Origin of the sequence: Shewanella sp. P1-14-1, from assembly GCF_001401775.1 — a bacterium.
Classification (GTDB): domain Bacteria; phylum Pseudomonadota; class Gammaproteobacteria; order Enterobacterales; family Shewanellaceae; genus Shewanella; species Shewanella japonica.
Map to the genome: position 1 here is coordinate 36,927 of NZ_LKTL01000003.1, position 15,857 is coordinate 52,783.

Sequence of the window (15,857 nt, forward strand, 5' to 3'; positions counted from 1 at the left end):
AAATAGAAGATTGAAAATACAAGTTTGAAAAAACAAGATTGAAACCTAAAAAGCTTCATTTACATTGAAATAAAACCCACTGTCGCCATCACCAAAGGCCAAGTCTAATCTAAGGTTAACTCGCGGTTTCACTTCAAAACGATAACCAATGCCCGTGTTGGGTAGCACATCAGATGACGCTAATTCACTAAATTTATCAGAAATAACCCCAGCACCTACCCAATATACCATGCCATGACGACCAGATAAGTTTTGACGATATTCTACTTGAGCAAGGAGCATTTGCTTATCGCGATAACGACCTGAGGTGTAACCTCGTAGTAAATCTCCGCCGCCAGCTTTAGATAGCTGATCCCAAGGTACATCACCATGGGTAAATCGACCACGTATTTGCCATGCCAGAACGTCACTATCTGCAACTGGATAATAAGTGCTGTATAGAGCATTAACGACTTCAAAGTCTGTTTTACTACCTAAGTCTTTACGATATACACCGACATCTATCTGAGCAATTTTTCCCTGTTCAGGATTGAGTACATTATCTCGGCTATCATAATTGGCCAATAAGTTAATACCTACGCTGCGTGATGACGCTTCTAATGGCGTGATATCAACTTCAGATTCTAAGATATCAATACTACTGGCTTTGGCATAACTGAAGTCAAAACCCGCTCCAACAAACACATTTGACGACACCCGCTGAAGGAACATTGGATTTGCACTAATCACTCTGCCACTAAAGTCAGTACGATTCTCATCTTGATAGTTTTCATCATACCCAATGCCATAAAACACATCGGGAATATCTGACAATTCGACGTTGAGATATAGGCGCTGCCTATCTTCATTCAGAAAGGTTTTATTTTCAATGGACACACCTAGTGCGCCATTAATAGAGGCTAAACCATTAATGACCAACGAAGATAATTGACTTACCTCATCGTCAGGATCTACTTGATACAAGCCTACAGCAGAAATGCCAACACCTAAATCCATTTCAGGATTGTAAAATGGCCCTGGTAAAAAGCTAAAATCAATAGGTTTACTCGGGTCAAATTCGCCATCAGCCCCCAGCTTTTGTAAAAAACTCTCTACCCAGCCGAGCGCTTCATTATCGTCTTGAATTGGCAATTCATCAGCACCGTTAGCCTTATGCAGCTCTTGTTCTGTGATCTGTTTAGTCGCGCCTTTCACTGATTGAGACTGTGCTGCTGACACACTAAAACTCAGCATAAGTGAAATTGACAGAGGTAAAATCGGCGAAAGTAACGCTGAACACCTGCAAGCATGATTGCGCTTTGAGCTCACTGTAACAGCCAATGTCCGTGCCACAGAATTAATTAGCTTCATTAACGTGTCCTTGGCTTGAGCTATCAGCTTGTTTCAGTTGTTTCGCCAATGGCAACTTAGGGTACTTAGCTAAATGTTCAGCTAACATGGCTTGATCTCGAATTTGGTTATAACGAGATAACTCAAGAAACTGCTCTTGTGTAAAACCTTGCTGCCAAAGCGATGCAGGCACATGATCAAATGAGGCTGAAAATTTAGGGTCTACGAATAGCCACTGCTTTGCTACATCATCAATGGCAATCCCGTGGACAAGATTGGCAAGCTGTAACTCATGCGGCTCAACCGTTTGCTCATAAAGAGCGCTGATCGCTGGCCATGATTTACTAATAAATGCCAAGCCCTTAGGCACGATGTAAGGTGATTGTTCATCTCCTAATTCATAGTGACGTTTAAGCAGCATGAATTTATTCGGTAACGGTTCGTTTGAATCCCACCAATAACCATCAATGGCTTCAAACATGGCATCAGTTTGTTGGGCAGAAACGGGTTCTAACCAAGCGATGGTTGCAGAAATCCACGCTGTCATATGAAAATTATATTGCTGACGTGTCATGGCTAAATTATTGGTGAGCACTGCAAGAGCGATTTTCGCTCCTAACATATTCGAGTAAAGATCTTCAGGTGAATACGCCGACACATCTTCGGTCCAGGGACTAAAGCTACGATAACCATGGTATTGCGCGATTTCATGGGCTTCTGCCATAGTGTAAGCCAAACGAACCGCTATACTTGCCGCCAGTTCCCAGCGCTCAGTAGCGGTTAACTCGCTGACGTCAAACGCCGCTAACTCAATGGTTCTTGGACCGATTTCAAACGGCAGCTCAATAGTTTGCGCCTCACCTAAATAAGGCTGAATGCGGTAAAACAAAGCCACAGCGTTATCAGCAGTATCACGCACATGAGCGAGGTCAATAAAGCCACCTTTTAGGGTGTATACCAAACCGTTATTCTCACCACTTCGGCCAGCATTCGGCGCCGACTTTTGATGGCTAAAGCTTCCCGCTTCAAACGCATGAGCACCAATATCATCCAGCTCAATCGTATTGGCATGTCTAAAAAATGGCACCGGAATCGGTCCAAGTTTAACTTTCTGGCCACTACCAAATGCACAACAAGGTCTAACACTTGTCGGTAAAGGTAAAGCTGCTTGCTCTGGTAATTTGATGTCCTTGAGTAATGCGTTGTCAGGCTCATTATCAAGCGCTGCTTCCACTGCCACATCAGATGGCGTCGCACTGACTTGCCATTCACTGCTTGAGCAGCCACTAGCGATAGTGATTATTGAAAGGAGTAATAGGTTTTTGTTGAGAAACTGCATCATTTTATAAAATCTCGGATCATTTGATTGATGAGCTCCGGAAAGTCATTCGTTAGCCCGTGGGAAGCATCAGGAATAATGATAAGTGGCGCATCTAGAAAAACTGAAAACTCATGCCCTTTCTCTAATGGAAACACCTGATCGTTTTCACCCCATATCAATAAAGATGGAGGCAAGTTATCTCTGAATTCAGCAGGTTCCAATTGATTTCGATACGCAGGTAATGTGGTAATCAACGAGCGTTTTTCTTCGAGGTAATTCGCAAAGTATGTTTGATAGATTTGTTCATCGATAAAGCTTGGGTACCAAGGGTGTGCGACAAAGGTATGTTCCAAAAGATGCCTTACACCTTCTTTATCTTGAGGCACAAACACCGCTTCAGGGGTTGTTTGGCCTAATCGCTCACTCATCGCATCCATATCAGCATCACTAAAGACAATCCCCGGACTGGCAAGCATCATCGCTTTTTTTACTTCTGGCGCTTTAATCATTAAGTCAAACGTCACAAAGCCACCGAACGAAATACCAACAAGGTTTACTTGTTTAAGCCTAAGTTCACTTATGAGCTGTTGAATCGCCGAAGTTTCGCTTTCAATGGTTGCTGGAGCATGGCTATATGAATCGCCAAACCACAATAAATCAGGAACAATAATATGGTAATCGACGACAAGATTTTGCATGGTTTCATACCAACTTGTCATGCCTGTACCACCAAAACCATGGAGTAAAATGATTACAGGATCCTGTTCATTGCCGCCTTGCCAATAATGTAATTCCCCGTCCTGCTCTAGCGTTAAATAGTTTCGCTCAAAACCAGCATTACTTAGCTGTTTTTGCTGATAACTATCCACCGTAGAGACGGTCGAGCAACCGGAAATGAGCCAAATAACGATACTGGTAATCAATAATCGCATCAGTATTAAAACCGATATCCAATGGAGGCCATAAAGCTTGTACGAGTACCAAAACCACCCTCAAGCAACAAGTCAAAGCCAGCGCCAAGGTGTAATTGAGCCCCCACCAAGGTGTTCCATTTATCAGCTAGATGTTGGTTAACTTCAAATTTACCATCACCTATCAGATCTCCAATACTCGAGTCACCGATAGGAAGAATATCTTTAAGATAGCCACTGAAAGTCTGTTCAACGTTTTGGTACATACCACCGACCCATACCTGCAGATCATTACCATATACTTTGGCGCGATACCCCACTCGTGGCGACACAACTATCGTGCTGATTTCACCATCGAGAATATCCAGATCTGTATTGGTATAATTCACATCCAATAACGCAAACCAGTTATCAATACCGCCAACAATGGTGCCGCCAACACCATAGGTTGTTCCTTTAAAATTTAATTCAAAATCAAAAGGATCTAACTCAGGGAAAAAAGGTAAATCGACATCCACTTGCACATTGGCGACGCTACTGCCTTTTGTATGACCAATAACACCATACAAGTTCAAAAATGGAAGCACCCACATGTCTGCCCGAAACGTTAATGTTTCAGAGTCTTGTAGTGCTTCGCTGCCATTAATCGAAATTTTGTCATCAATAAAGTCCCCTAACCCTGTAAAGGCAACACTATCGACCACTAAAGGCTGTTCCATCGTCATATAATTGATGCTAAAGCCATAAGGTTTTGGGAGTTCGTAACCTAAATCAATCGCTTCTTGTGCCCAAATAGGGAAAGCACGTTGGTATTTGGGAGTGACTTCTATCGAATCTTCAGCAAAAACGATATGACTAATAAAAAGCGTCGAAAGAGCAATAACAAGAGTAAAAGTTCGTAGCATTAGAGCGAAAAATCCTTAACAGCTTCAATGTTAATCAACATTAAAAACATTGAGATAAATAAATAAGTGACTCATTCAATGCTTCTGTACTGGTAAAATTAATCTCAGCATTGATGATAAAATAGACAGATAAATTTGGGAGCGAGGATGATAGAGATGAAGTATTAATTTAAAATTAAAATTGAGCTAAAAGGAATATGGATGTTAAGAAATCCAATATATTGACAATGCCACTAACAGCAAGCCCGAGCAATTAACAACCACCCAGATAACCCACCACAAACTTAACATGTGTATCAAACTGTTATTTGTTCGTTTAGAAAGGATAATGACGGACAGCCATAGCTTCAGCTTGATTTGCTAATACGTGTGGGGAGTCCGTATTTCAGCGCGTGTTCAGAGTGTTTATCGACATAAGAGTGAGTTATAAATTAGCTTTTGAATGAACAGATTCAAAATTGTGGTTAAGCTTAACGAGATGACAATATTAATAAAATACTAAAAATCACAACGGATTTTCCCGTTATCATTAAGAGTCAACACTGCACGTTTATTGACTTCAAGATTAGTCACATAACCACATCGTCCATCAAGGGTTTCACCACTATTAAGCACTAGCTGATACTGATAATCACCATCAAGTTGAGCTAAGTCATAGTAGATTCGATTTTGCTCACCAATGTTTATCTCACCAAAATCGAGACGACTATGTGGCAATTGAATGACTGCAGAATCAATAACAAATTCAGAGCTATTCTTAACTGTCACACTCGGGCTGACATAAAAATATGACCAATACATTAGTGCAACAGCTGCACAAATCCCTAAAGAGACTTTAGTAAAAATGCCTAACCAACGATTACCAATGTCTAACTTTTGATCGGTTGAAAATAACATTTACGTTTTTGTTCCTTTTATAGAAAACACCAAAGGAATTGATTGGCCTTTTACAATAGAGTGAAACTGGTTCGGTTGCTGCTCAATTAAGTTTTCAAAGCAATTATAAGGGCTATAAGGATATTCATTGACGCTATCAATGCGAATACCAGCTTGTATCAAAGCGTTAATCACTTCTCCCAATGAATGTGCCCAAGTCACCATCGTTTGCGGCGTATCATCTTCTACATCAGTATAACTGCCTTCAGTGACAATATCTGGCTTGGATTGATGAAAATACGGATACCCCTCTAGCACATCCTGTACAGGATGAAATTCAGCCATATAAAAGGTGCCACCGGATGTTAAATTATCTGCTATCACTTTTGCCCACTGAGTCAAACAAGGCAGCCAACAAATAGCGCCAAACGAGGTGAAGACAATATCAAAACTATGCTGACTATAAGCTGAATAGCTATAAACATCTGAGCAAACAAAATCAGCGCTTATTTGGCATTGTTTAGCCAGCTCATTCGCTTTATCAATGGCTGTATTTGATAAATCAACACCAGTCACTTTAGCCCCTCTTCTTGCCCATGACAGCGTATCTAACCCAAAATGACACTGAAGATGTAATAACGACTTATCCGCAACATCATTGAGTTCTGCGAGCTCAATTTCAGTCAATGTGGTTTCGCCAGCAATAAAGCTTGGAACATCATAAAACGATGAGTCAAAGTGCACTTTTGCTCTTTCATTCCAAGCCTGTTTGTTTGTCGCTAAATAATCCATTTAAACTTAATCCGTTTTTAACAGCCCAATACCGTATTAAACCGATTCCTTATAGTGTAATGCACATTCTTCTATAGTACATTTTTAGTGTATATGTAAGCACTTGCCTTAATTTCAGCAACCTTAATGCCATTTATTATCAAAATCTAGAATACATTAGCTTTTTCTGAATTTGTTTACATAAAATGGTGTAAATAAAAAAAGCCGACAACAAGTGCCGGCCTTTGTTACGTCAACTTTTCTGAATTTAAACAATACTCAATGCGATTATTACCGAGTTAGAGTAAATTTCTGAACTTGTTCAGACATCACTGCTGCATCTTCAAGTAAGGTTTCATTGAGTTGACTTAACGCATTAGCGATTTCTTGCGTTTGATTATAAATCTCACTGATTTTCATCGCATTTTGATTCACTTCTTCGGCAACAGCTGCTTGTTCATGAGTTGCTGAAGCAATTTGTTGATTCATACTGTCAATAACATCAACATCCGCCACAATCTGTTTCAACTCTTTACCCGCATTTTCAACTTCAATAACGCTTTCATCAGCACTGACCATGCCACGCTGCATGGTTTTAACGGCTAACTGAGCACCTGATTTAAGCCTATCAGTCATCCGCTTGATATCGTCCGTTGATGATTGTGTTCGTTGCGCTAAGGTTCTGACCTCATCAGCCACAACAGCAAAGCCTCGTCCTTGCTCTCCCGCTCTTGCCGCTTCAATGGCCGCGTTAAGTGCCAGTAAATTAGTTTGCTCTGAAATCGCGCTAATGACATCCAAAATAGTCGCAATAGATTGCACATCTTGATCTAATGTCTCAATCGCATTTGAGGCTTCATTGATTTCGCTGGCAAGATGTTTTATCGATACAGTCGTTTGTGAAACGCCCTTATTACCAATATGTGCCTCTTTATTAGCAGACGTAGATGCATCTGATGCTTGCACCGCATTAGCCGCAATTTGAGTGACTGTTGCACTCATCTCAGTCATAGCCGAAGCCACTTGCTCAGCCTCTTGGTAGCCAAGTTCAACATCTTGCTTCATGGTCTGAGTATGACCATTAACTTGCTCAACAACACTCACCACTTGCGAAGCACTTTGTCTAACTTGAGCGATTATCGTTTCAAAGTCAGTCATCATGACATTAAAGGCGGCAGACAATTGGCCGAATTCATCTGCAGATTTGTGTTCAATCCGCGTGCTTAAATCAAAATGGTTACCTGCATGGGTGACTTTATCAAATAAGTGACTCAAGCTCTTATTCAAGTAATTAGACACTGATAAACTCAACCACGCTAGCAATACTATGGATATTGTTAATGCGAGTAATGATGTCCACATCATTTGGTTGGCTGAATCCAATCTTAGTTTAGTTAACTTAATCAAATCATCAGCTAAGAAATGTTCAAAGTCAGTTAGCACGTTAATTCTTGCTGTAGAAGTGCTAAACCAAGTTTCCGGATTTTGGGCGCTGATATTAGTGACATCTTGAGAAAAAGCGATATCACGTAATTGCTGCACCGCTGACTGTTCTCGAGATCGTGAAACTTGTTCAAATTGCGATATCCAATCTGGAGTCGCTAACGCCTTAAAGCGTTCACCATAAGTATTTTGTTCAGACACTAAAGTGACAAATCGGCTAAAAACGCCATCTTTAAACCCTTGTTGGCCGAAGGTTGTGCTAAGTACAGCACGCTCAATACCGGCACGTTCTTTTAACTGTAAAAACGCACCAAATGATGCCAACTTGAGTGATAATTCACTGTCAGTGCTTTGCATTGCCGTTTCATCAACAACCGATAACAATGCCGTATTTAAACCTGTGTAATACTTCACTTCATCAGCAACCGTAACCGTCAATGAATCAACAGAACGTCTCATTGACTGCAATTGCTGCAACTGGTTGCTAATTTGTCTCAAAGTAGCACTAATCTGAACAGGAAAATCATCAACATTTGGAATGCTATTAAAACGACTTATTTGTCTATCAGACATCCCACGCTGCTGAGGTAGCGCATCGGCAAATGATTGTCCTTGTGAACCAATATAGCCGGCACTCATGCCACGCTCTTTTTGTAACTCATGGACTAATGCACTATTAATTACAGCGAGCTCAGTTAACGAAAGTACCGTATTTAATTCTGATTTAGTTTCATATTTATTGTGAACAAACATGCCACCATAAATCAGACAAATCAGCAGAGGCGGGACAATTAGCAATAGCAGTTTATGTAGCGTTTTTAGATCGGTAATCCATTTCATTGTATCTTTACCCTTAGAGTAAGTGCTCCATGCAATTTATCGCAATAAATTACATGCTTTGATGTAACTAAGGCGACTTAATTTCTTTTCAAATTAGTATGAGAATATCGTTCGCGCAAAAAAAAACCTGTAAAACTCTATATGAGTATTACAGGTTTATCGGCTATTTAAATAAAAGCTTTAGCTTAACCTTCAACGCCTTTGCTTGCTAAGAACTCATCATAAGTTCCTTTGAAGTCATTAATGCCTTGTGGCGTCACTTCAAGAATTCGAGTAGCAAGAGATGATACAAACGCACGGTCATGAGATACAAACAACAACGTACCTTCATACATTTCTAACGCGTTGTTTAATGACTCAATTGATTCCATATCCATGTGGTTAGTTGGTTCATCAAGCAGCAAGATATTTGGCTTTTGCATAATAAGCTTACCAAAATACATGCGACCTTTTTCACCACCAGATAAGACTTTTACTGACTTTTTAATATCGTCAGAACCAAATAACATACGTCCTAAAATACCACGTACTGTTTGGTCGTCATCTTCAGGCTTACGCCATTGGCTCATCCAATCAAACAAGGTCATATCATTAGCAAAATCAGCTTCATGATCCTGTGCATAATAACCAATGTTTGAGTTTTCTGACCATTGAATCGTACCCGCATCTTGTGGTAAATCATGGACTAAGGTACGTAACAAGGTGGTTTTACCCACGCCATTTTCACCCAAAATAGCAATTCGCTCGCCAACTTCAGCCATCATGTCAAAACCAGAGAATAACGGCGTTTCGTCAAAGCCTTTAGCTAACTGCTCAACCACTAATGCGTTACGGAACAATTTCTTCTCTTGTTCGAAACGAATAAACGGATTCACACGGCTAGATGCTTTAACTTCTTCAATTTTAATCTTATCGATTTGCTTAGCACGTGATGTAGCTTGCTTTGCTTTAGATGCGTTAGCCGAGAAACGAGCTACGAAGCCTTGAAGTTCTGCAATTTGTGCTTTCTTCTTGGCATTATCTGACTGTAGACGCTCACGAGCTTGCTGCGCTGCCATCATGTATTCATCGTAGTTACCAGGGTAAACACGTAGTTCACCGTAATCGATATCTGCCATATGGGTACATACAGAGTTCAAGAAATATCTATCATGCGAAATAATCACCATGGTGCTATTACGTTGGTTTAGCATTTCTTGTAACCAGCGAATGGTATCGATGTCCAAGTTGTTGGTTGGTTCATCAAGTAATAATACATCTGGGTCTGAGAACAAGGCTTGTGCAAGTAGCACACGTAATTTGAAACCTGGTGCAATTTCACTCATTAAGCCAAAGTGTTGGTCAACACCAATACCGACGCCCATCAGTAAGTCACCAGCACGAGATTCAGCAGTGTAACCGTCCATTTCGGCAAACTGCATTTCAAGTTCAGCCACTTTGATGCCGTCTTCTTCACTCATTTCTGGTAATGAGTAGATACGATCACGCTCTTGCTTAACTTCCCATAGCTCTTTATGACCCATGATCACAGTATCAACCACTGAATAAGCTTCATAAGCAAACTGATCCTGGTTCAACTTACCCATGCGCTCGCCTGGATCAATTGACACATTACCGCTTGACGGCTCAAGGTCACCAGTTAGGATTTTCATGAAGGTGGATTTACCACAACCATTGGCTCCGATAAGACCGTAGCGGTTACCGCCACCGAATTTAACTGAGATATTTTCAAACAGAGGCTTTGAACCAAACTGCATGGTGATGTTAGCTGTAGTAATCAAAATGAGATTCCAAAATTCAAGTTATGATAAAAACAAAAAACCAGTGCCGAATTATGTAACGGCTATAACGTTCAACGAGTATAGCGGTTATTGCTCAGTTAGCACTGGTTTCTAGCCACCCTTAATTAGTTAAGCATGGCCATATTAAATAGGCGGCGTACTATAGCATTTCAGCTTATTTTTTCAACTTAACTTAGCCACAAGGCGCCATAAAACAGGCGAAATTCCATGAATTTATTAAGTCAAAAAAGATAGATGGGGAATATTAAAGGTCAGAACCACTCAGTAACTGAAGAATGAAGGGAATAACAGACTATTTCTTTGCGGTGAATTTTCGAGTAAACCAGGCAATAGTGGCGCTTTGTTGTTGTTCACTTAGTCCAAAATAAACACACACCCAAGGAGAGATCAAAAAATACCACGGCATTGTCATGCCTAATTCAGCATTATATTGCAGATAAAAGAAGCCAAAATAAATCACGGCAATACCAGCAATCCCCACTGTCAGCATGGTTAGCTTCATTGCTTTTTCTAGCCTATCCATTTCGCAATCCCTTTAATTATTCTGTGAAATACCCTGAACAAAGTGCTGTCGATAACACTCGCCAAGATGGTAACAATAATCGCAGTAATAAAAAAGCCAACCATTAACGGGTTGGCTTTAGTCTGAGTCAGTAGCAATTACATGCTTAAACCGCCATCAATTTCAAAAACGCGGCCATTTACATAATCATTTTCAACAATAAACTTAACTGTTGCAGCCACTTCTTGTGCTTGACCTAAACGCCCAACTGGCACCATTTTTTCAAGACGCTCCAAGGCTTCTGGTTTCATACCAGCGGTCATTTCTGTTGCTATTACACCTGGCGCAACTGCGGCGCTTCTGATGTTATAACGCGCAAGTTCTTTAGACCAACCAACACTCATTGCTGCGACACCAGCTTTAGATGCAGAATAATTTGACTGACCAATATTACCTGCCTTAGCAATGCTAGAGATATTAATAATTACCCCTGCTTGCTTTGAATGAATCATCGCTGCAGCCGCTTCACGCCCACACAAGAAAGTCCCTGTTAAGTTAACATTGATGACCGATTGAAATTGCTCAAAAGACATACGGTCAGTCACAAGACCTTCTTTTGCTTTGATCATCATGCCATCACGAAGAATACCTGCATTGTTAACTAATACGTTCACTTGACCAAAATCTTCAAGGATATAGTTAAAACCTGCCACGACGTCTTCTTCGTCAGTAATGTCTAAGGCATAACCTTGTACTTCTGTTGTCGCTCCTAAATCAGCACAAGCACGCTCTAATTTTTCTTGATCAACATCGATAAGTGCAAGTCTTGCGCCTTGAGAGGCAAACTCTTGCGCCATCGCTAGCCCTAATCCACCTGCTCCGCCAGTAATGACAACAACTTTATCTTTAATTTCCATTAACTGGATCCTTTCTTAATTTATTAAAATCAATCGTTATGATTTCTTATCCGCTTGAGCAAACTGCTCAAATATACTTGAAAAATCGCGGCGGCCATTACCTTGTCTCGCATGGTTTACATATAAACTACGTGCTAATGCTCCCATCGGCGTACTAGAATTTGACGCCAATGATGCTTGCTGAGACAAGCCTAAATCTTTCACCATCAAATCAACCATAAATCCGCCTTGGTAATCATTTGATGATGGCACATTGTCCATGACATCTGGACAAGGATTATATTTCTCTAAAGTCCAGTTACCACCGCTACTGACTTTCATGATATCAGATAACACTTTAGGGTCTAAACCATTATCAATACCCAATTGCAAAGATTCACTCGTACCGACCATCAATACCGACAACAGCATGTTATTACAAATTTTAGCTATTTGACCTGCACCCGTTGCTCCTGCGTGGAATATGTTTGCCCCCATCACAGTTAATACCGTTTGTGCTTTTTGATACGCGTTATCTGAGCCACCACAAATAAAGGTTAATGTGCCCGCTGCGGCGCCAGCTGTGCCACCAGATACAGGCGCATCCATAAACTCAATGCCTTTTGCTTTCGCGTGTGCACCCACTGTTTGCGCAGTGCCTGCATCAATGGTCGAACAATCAATTAACACTGCATCTTCTGCTACAACATCCAACAATCCTTTATTGTCTGCATCGCCAATATACAAACTATGGACATGCTTTCCAGCGGGCAACATAGTTATCACAAAATCTGCCGAAGCCGCAGCGCCACAGGCAGTTTTGGCACTAAGCGCACCTTGAGATGTGAGTGCATCTACCGCTGCAGGAACCAAATCAAAAACAGTCACGGTCATGCCTGCTTTAATTAAGTTTACAGCCATAGGGCCACCCATATTACCGAGTCCAATAAATGCTACAGTTGCCATAATAATGTCCTTTTACATGTCTTTTAATGGGTGATTGTCATTATTCCAAGGTGACGTTAATAGCTGCGTCACCGCCTCTGGTGTCACATCACTTGCGTGAGGAAAACGCCATTGTGGATTTCGATCTTTATCGATTAACAGTGCTCGTACCCCTTCACAAAAGTCACCGTAAGAACAGCAATTAACACTGATGCCTAATTCCCATTTAAAGCACTCAGCTAAGGTTTTATCTTTACCGATACTGGCTTGAGCAAAAATTAAAAACCAACTTAACGGGCTACCTGCTAATGCCGTTTTTTGTGCGCGCTTTAGCCAATCAAGTTCAGTATCTAAACTTGAAATTTGATGATGCACTTCTTCGATTTCACCGCTCATGAGTTGATCAATTTCAACTTGATATTGTGCTAGCAGACTATCGCCCATACTCGCCGTCGCGTTTTCCTGCATTGAATTAAGTAAATCACTTAGTTGTAAGTGATTTAAAGCAACATCATCACTCCAACTTACTTCAGCTATAGCATCAAACAAGGGTTCTTTATCATCACTACTTAAAAAGTGATTGCCTAATCCGACGTAATGGGCATCAGCAGCGGTCATGTTGTAAGCCGTTAATCCCAAGAATAATCCTGTTTTACCAGGCATTCTATTAAGGAAGTAACTACCGCCAACATCTGGATATAAACCAATGGTAATTTCGGGCATTGCAATACGGCTTCGCTCAGTTAACACTCGGTGGCTGCCGCCAGCCATAAGCCCTAAGCCGCCGCCCATCACAATTCCATCACCCCACACTAATACAGGCTTTCCGTACTGATGTAATAGGTAGTCAAGTTGGTATTCTTCGCTAAAAAAGTCACACGCTTCTTGAGTCATTGATTGAGGGTTAGCCATAGAAGCATGATAGATAGCTCTGACATCACCACCAGCACAAAAAGCTTTCTCACCAGCGCCATCGAGTACAACAAAAGCAATATCATTGTCTTGCTGCCAAGCTAATAACTGCTTAGTCATTGCTTGAACCATACCAAGATTCAGTGAATTTAACGCTTTTTCAATATTAAGCGTAACCACACCAATCGACTTGCCTGATAGTGTTCCTAATGTTTGAAAAATCACATCTTGATTCATTAGTTATTCTTCCAATTTGCAGTGCGTTTATCCAAAAAGGCATTGACGCCTTCAGCCTGATCTTCGGTATCAAATAATCCTACAAACAACTCACGCTCTAGGGGTAAAGCTTGGGTGCGAGGCATGGTTCTTCCAGCTTGAATTAATGTTTTACATACTTTCACGCTGCTCGGTGATTGACGAGCCACTTTTGCCGCAAGCGATATCGCAGCAGCTAATGATTGACCTTGTTCAACCACTTCTTCTACTAAACCAATCGTTTGGGCTTTAACTGCATCGATTCTCTCGCCGCATAGAATCATTCTTTTTGCCCAACCTTCCCCGACCAAAGCCGTTAAGTTTTGTGTGCCGCCCGCACAAGGTAACAAGCCGACTGTGGCTTCAGGTAAGGCCATTTGTGCTTGCGACTCGGCAATGCGTAAATCGCACGCTAATGCCACTTCTAGCCCGCCACCCATGGCATAGCCATTGATAGCCGCAATAGACACGCCACGAAAGGCGCTTAATGTTTCAAATGCTTCTCCAAAACACTTGGCCATTGTCGCTGCATTGCCTTTATCGCCGTCGGCAAATAATTTTAAATCAGCACCTGCTGAGAAAAACTTCTCTCCTTGACCTGTAATCACCAGCGCATAAATATTATTGTCTTGATTTAGGCGTAATACGATATCTTTAAGCAACATCAAACTGGCTGATGTCCAGGTGTTTGCTGGCGGGTTATTTAAGGTCAAAATGGCGGTATGACCATCAATGGTTTCTACGATAGCGGGCCCTGTTTGGGCAGTTGTCGTCGTCATGATTTAATCCTTTAACAATAGTGCATGCGCATTAATGCTCCGTTATCGAAACGGAGCAAGCTGGCAACTTATAAAATGGCGTGTGAATTCTCATCTAATAGACGGCGAGCAATGATCAAACGCATGATTTCATTGGTGCCTTCCAATATTTGATGAACACGAACATCCCTAAAGTGTCGCTCCAATGGGTACTCACGGATATATCCGTAACCACCGTGGATTTGCAACGCACTATCACACACTTGAAAACCAATATCGGTGGCAAAACGTTTGGCCATAGCGCAATAAGCCGTTGCTTCAGGATCATTGTTATCAAGTTTAAATGCGGCTAAACGTACCATTTGTCTTGCAGCAACAAGCTCAGTCGCCATATCCGCTAGTTTAAATTGTAACCCTTGAAAAGCGGCAATGGGTTTACCAAATTGCTTACGCTCATTCATGTATTCTGTCGCGCGTTCTAATGCCGCTTGCGCTGTTCCAACTGAACAAGTCGCAATATTAATGCGACCACCATCAAGGCCCTTCATGGCAAAGGTAAACCCTTGTCCTTCATCGCCTAACAAGTTGGCTTGTGGCACACGTACATTTTCAAAACTGATTAATCGAGTTGGCTGTGCGTTCCAGCCCATTTTTTCTTCTGCTTTTCCGTATGTGATGCCTGGTGCATCAGCTGGAATCGCAATCGCTGAGATGCCTTTAGCACCAGCATCACCGGTACGGCACATAACAACTAATAACTCAGTCTCACCGGCGCCAGAAATAAACATTTTCGAACCATTAATGATGTAATCATCGCCATCTTTAATCGCTTTGGTTTGCAAAGAAGCGGCATCACTACCTGCACCCGGTTCCGTTAGGCAATAAGATGCTAATAATTGTCCTGTCGTCAAACCTTCAGACCATTGCTGACGTAAGGTTTCGGTTCCCCAAGTTGTTACCATCCATGTGGCCATATTATGAATGGTCAACATGGCGGTTGTTGCAGTGCAACCTTGGGATAATTCTTCGAAGATAATTGAAGCATCAAGGCGAGATAACCCCATGCCACCTTCTGACTCTGGCGAGTACAATGAGCAAAAACCTAACTCACCCGCTTTTTTAATGACATCTTTTGGAAAATAGTGCTCTTCATCCCATTTTGCTGCAAATGGTGTGAGTTCTTCAGCAGCAAATTGACGAGCGAGATCGGCGAACTGGCGTTGGTCTTCGTTGAAATCAAAATTCATGTTTGAATCCTTTTTTACTATGACTCTATGGTCATTTGAATTGCCACTATCAGTGGTCACTAAACCTAAAGTTCTGCAATAGATTTGTGTGAGCTATATTGCTCTGTTTGCAGATACTTAGGCGTAGTATGTTGTTTAGTTATT

14 protein-coding genes are annotated in these 15,857 nt (G+C 41.4%); all 14 read right to left on the minus strand.

Annotated features, from left to right (window positions below):
• Positions 1–45: 45 nt before the first annotated feature.
• The gene (locus AN944_RS02465; protein WP_235530836.1) at positions 46–1,350 is read right to left on the minus strand and encodes a BamA/TamA family outer membrane protein; all 1,305 of its coding nucleotides are present in this window, start codon (positions 1,348–1,350) and stop codon (positions 46–48) included.
• Complete coding sequence (locus AN944_RS02470) at positions 1,337–2,671, minus strand: DUF4056 domain-containing protein (protein ID WP_082419854.1); 1,335 nt, start codon at positions 2,669–2,671, stop codon at positions 1,337–1,339. Before AN944_RS02470 ends, AN944_RS02465 begins: the two co-directional genes overlap by 14 nt.
• Positions 2,668–3,582 carry an alpha/beta fold hydrolase gene (locus AN944_RS02475; protein ID WP_055023006.1) on the minus strand — a complete coding sequence of 305 codons (915 nt, stop codon included), beginning with the start codon at positions 3,580–3,582 and terminating at the stop codon, positions 2,668–2,670. Before AN944_RS02475 ends, AN944_RS02470 begins: the two co-directional genes overlap by 4 nt.
• Before the next feature lie 5 nt (positions 3,583–3,587).
• Positions 3,588–4,466, minus strand: coding sequence for a hypothetical protein (locus tag AN944_RS02480; RefSeq protein ID WP_055023007.1), 879 nt, complete (start codon positions 4,464–4,466; stop codon positions 3,588–3,590).
• Between the two features lie 498 nt (positions 4,467–4,964).
• Complete coding sequence (locus AN944_RS02485; RefSeq protein WP_055023008.1) at positions 4,965–5,363, minus strand: hypothetical protein; 399 nt, start codon at positions 5,361–5,363, stop codon at positions 4,965–4,967.
• Positions 5,364–6,134, minus strand: coding sequence for a bifunctional 2-polyprenyl-6-hydroxyphenol methylase/3-demethylubiquinol 3-O-methyltransferase UbiG (locus AN944_RS02490; RefSeq protein WP_055023009.1), 771 nt, complete (start codon positions 6,132–6,134; stop codon positions 5,364–5,366). It lies immediately after the preceding gene.
• Between the two features lie 270 nt (positions 6,135–6,404).
• Positions 6,405–8,396, minus strand: a complete 1,992-nt coding sequence (locus tag AN944_RS02495; protein WP_055023010.1) for a methyl-accepting chemotaxis protein — start codon at positions 8,394–8,396, stop codon at positions 6,405–6,407.
• Positions 8,397–8,581: 185 nt separating this feature from the next.
• A complete protein-coding gene (locus AN944_RS02500; RefSeq protein ID WP_082419856.1) occupies positions 8,582–10,177 on the minus strand; it encodes an ABC-F family ATPase in 1,596 nt (531 codons plus the stop codon).
• 313 nt (positions 10,178–10,490) lie between these two features.
• Positions 10,491–10,721, minus strand: coding sequence for a hypothetical protein (locus AN944_RS02505; RefSeq protein ID WP_055023011.1), 231 nt, complete (start codon positions 10,719–10,721; stop codon positions 10,491–10,493).
• Positions 10,722–10,858: 137 nt separating this feature from the next.
• Positions 10,859–11,617, minus strand: coding sequence for an SDR family oxidoreductase (locus AN944_RS02510; RefSeq protein WP_055023012.1), 759 nt, complete (start codon positions 11,615–11,617; stop codon positions 10,859–10,861).
• 36 nt (positions 11,618–11,653) lie between these two features.
• Positions 11,654–12,562 carry a 3-hydroxyisobutyrate dehydrogenase gene (gene mmsB / locus AN944_RS02515; RefSeq protein WP_055023013.1) on the minus strand — a complete coding sequence of 303 codons (909 nt, stop codon included), beginning with the start codon at positions 12,560–12,562 and terminating at the stop codon, positions 11,654–11,656.
• Positions 12,563–12,574: 12 nt separating this feature from the next.
• Positions 12,575–13,690 carry an enoyl-CoA hydratase/isomerase family protein gene (locus AN944_RS02520; protein WP_055023014.1) on the minus strand — a complete coding sequence of 372 codons (1,116 nt, stop codon included), beginning with the start codon at positions 13,688–13,690 and terminating at the stop codon, positions 12,575–12,577.
• On the minus strand, positions 13,690–14,487 hold the full coding sequence (locus AN944_RS02525; protein WP_055023015.1) for an enoyl-CoA hydratase: 798 nt from the start codon (positions 14,485–14,487) through the stop codon (positions 13,690–13,692). The genes AN944_RS02520 and AN944_RS02525 overlap by 1 nt, the downstream gene beginning before the upstream one ends.
• A gap of 68 nt (positions 14,488–14,555) precedes the next feature.
• Positions 14,556–15,713 carry an acyl-CoA dehydrogenase family protein gene (locus AN944_RS02530; RefSeq protein WP_055023016.1) on the minus strand — a complete coding sequence of 386 codons (1,158 nt, stop codon included), beginning with the start codon at positions 15,711–15,713 and terminating at the stop codon, positions 14,556–14,558.
• Positions 15,714–15,857: the final 144 nt, after the last annotated feature.

Bases quoted from the DNA above. Each gene is read 5' to 3' on its own strand.
- AN944_RS02475 (WP_055023006.1), bottom strand. From the start codon at position 3,582: ATGCGATTATTGATTACCAGTATCGTTATTTGGCTCATTTCCGGTTGC.
- mmsB (WP_055023013.1), bottom strand. From the start codon at position 12,562: ATGGCAACTGTAGCATTTATTGGACTCGGTAATATGGGTGGCCCTATG.
- AN944_RS02510 (WP_055023012.1), bottom strand. From the start codon at position 11,617: ATGGAAATTAAAGATAAAGTTGTTGTCATTACTGGCGGAGCAGGTGGA.
- AN944_RS02505 (WP_055023011.1), bottom strand. From the start codon at position 10,721: ATGGATAGGCTAGAAAAAGCAATGAAGCTAACCATGCTGACAGTGGGG.
- AN944_RS02470 (WP_082419854.1), bottom strand. From the start codon at position 2,671: ATGATGCAGTTTCTCAACAAAAACCTATTACTCCTTTCAATAATCACT.
- AN944_RS02520 (WP_055023014.1), bottom strand. From the start codon at position 13,690: ATGAATCAAGATGTGATTTTTCAAACATTAGGAACACTATCAGGCAAG.
- AN944_RS02485 (WP_055023008.1), bottom strand. From the start codon at position 5,363: ATGTTATTTTCAACCGATCAAAAGTTAGACATTGGTAATCGTTGGTTA.
- AN944_RS02465 (WP_235530836.1), bottom strand. From the start codon at position 1,350: ATGAAGCTAATTAATTCTGTGGCACGGACATTGGCTGTTACAGTGAGC.
- AN944_RS02480 (WP_055023007.1), bottom strand. From the start codon at position 4,466: ATGCTACGAACTTTTACTCTTGTTATTGCTCTTTCGACGCTTTTTATT.
- AN944_RS02530 (WP_055023016.1), bottom strand. From the start codon at position 15,713: ATGAATTTTGATTTCAACGAAGACCAACGCCAGTTCGCCGATCTCGCT.
- AN944_RS02525 (WP_055023015.1), bottom strand. From the start codon at position 14,487: ATGACGACGACAACTGCCCAAACAGGGCCCGCTATCGTAGAAACCATT.
- AN944_RS02495 (WP_055023010.1), bottom strand. From the start codon at position 8,396: ATGAAATGGATTACCGATCTAAAAACGCTACATAAACTGCTATTGCTA.
- AN944_RS02490 (WP_055023009.1), bottom strand. From the start codon at position 6,134: ATGGATTATTTAGCGACAAACAAACAGGCTTGGAATGAAAGAGCAAAA.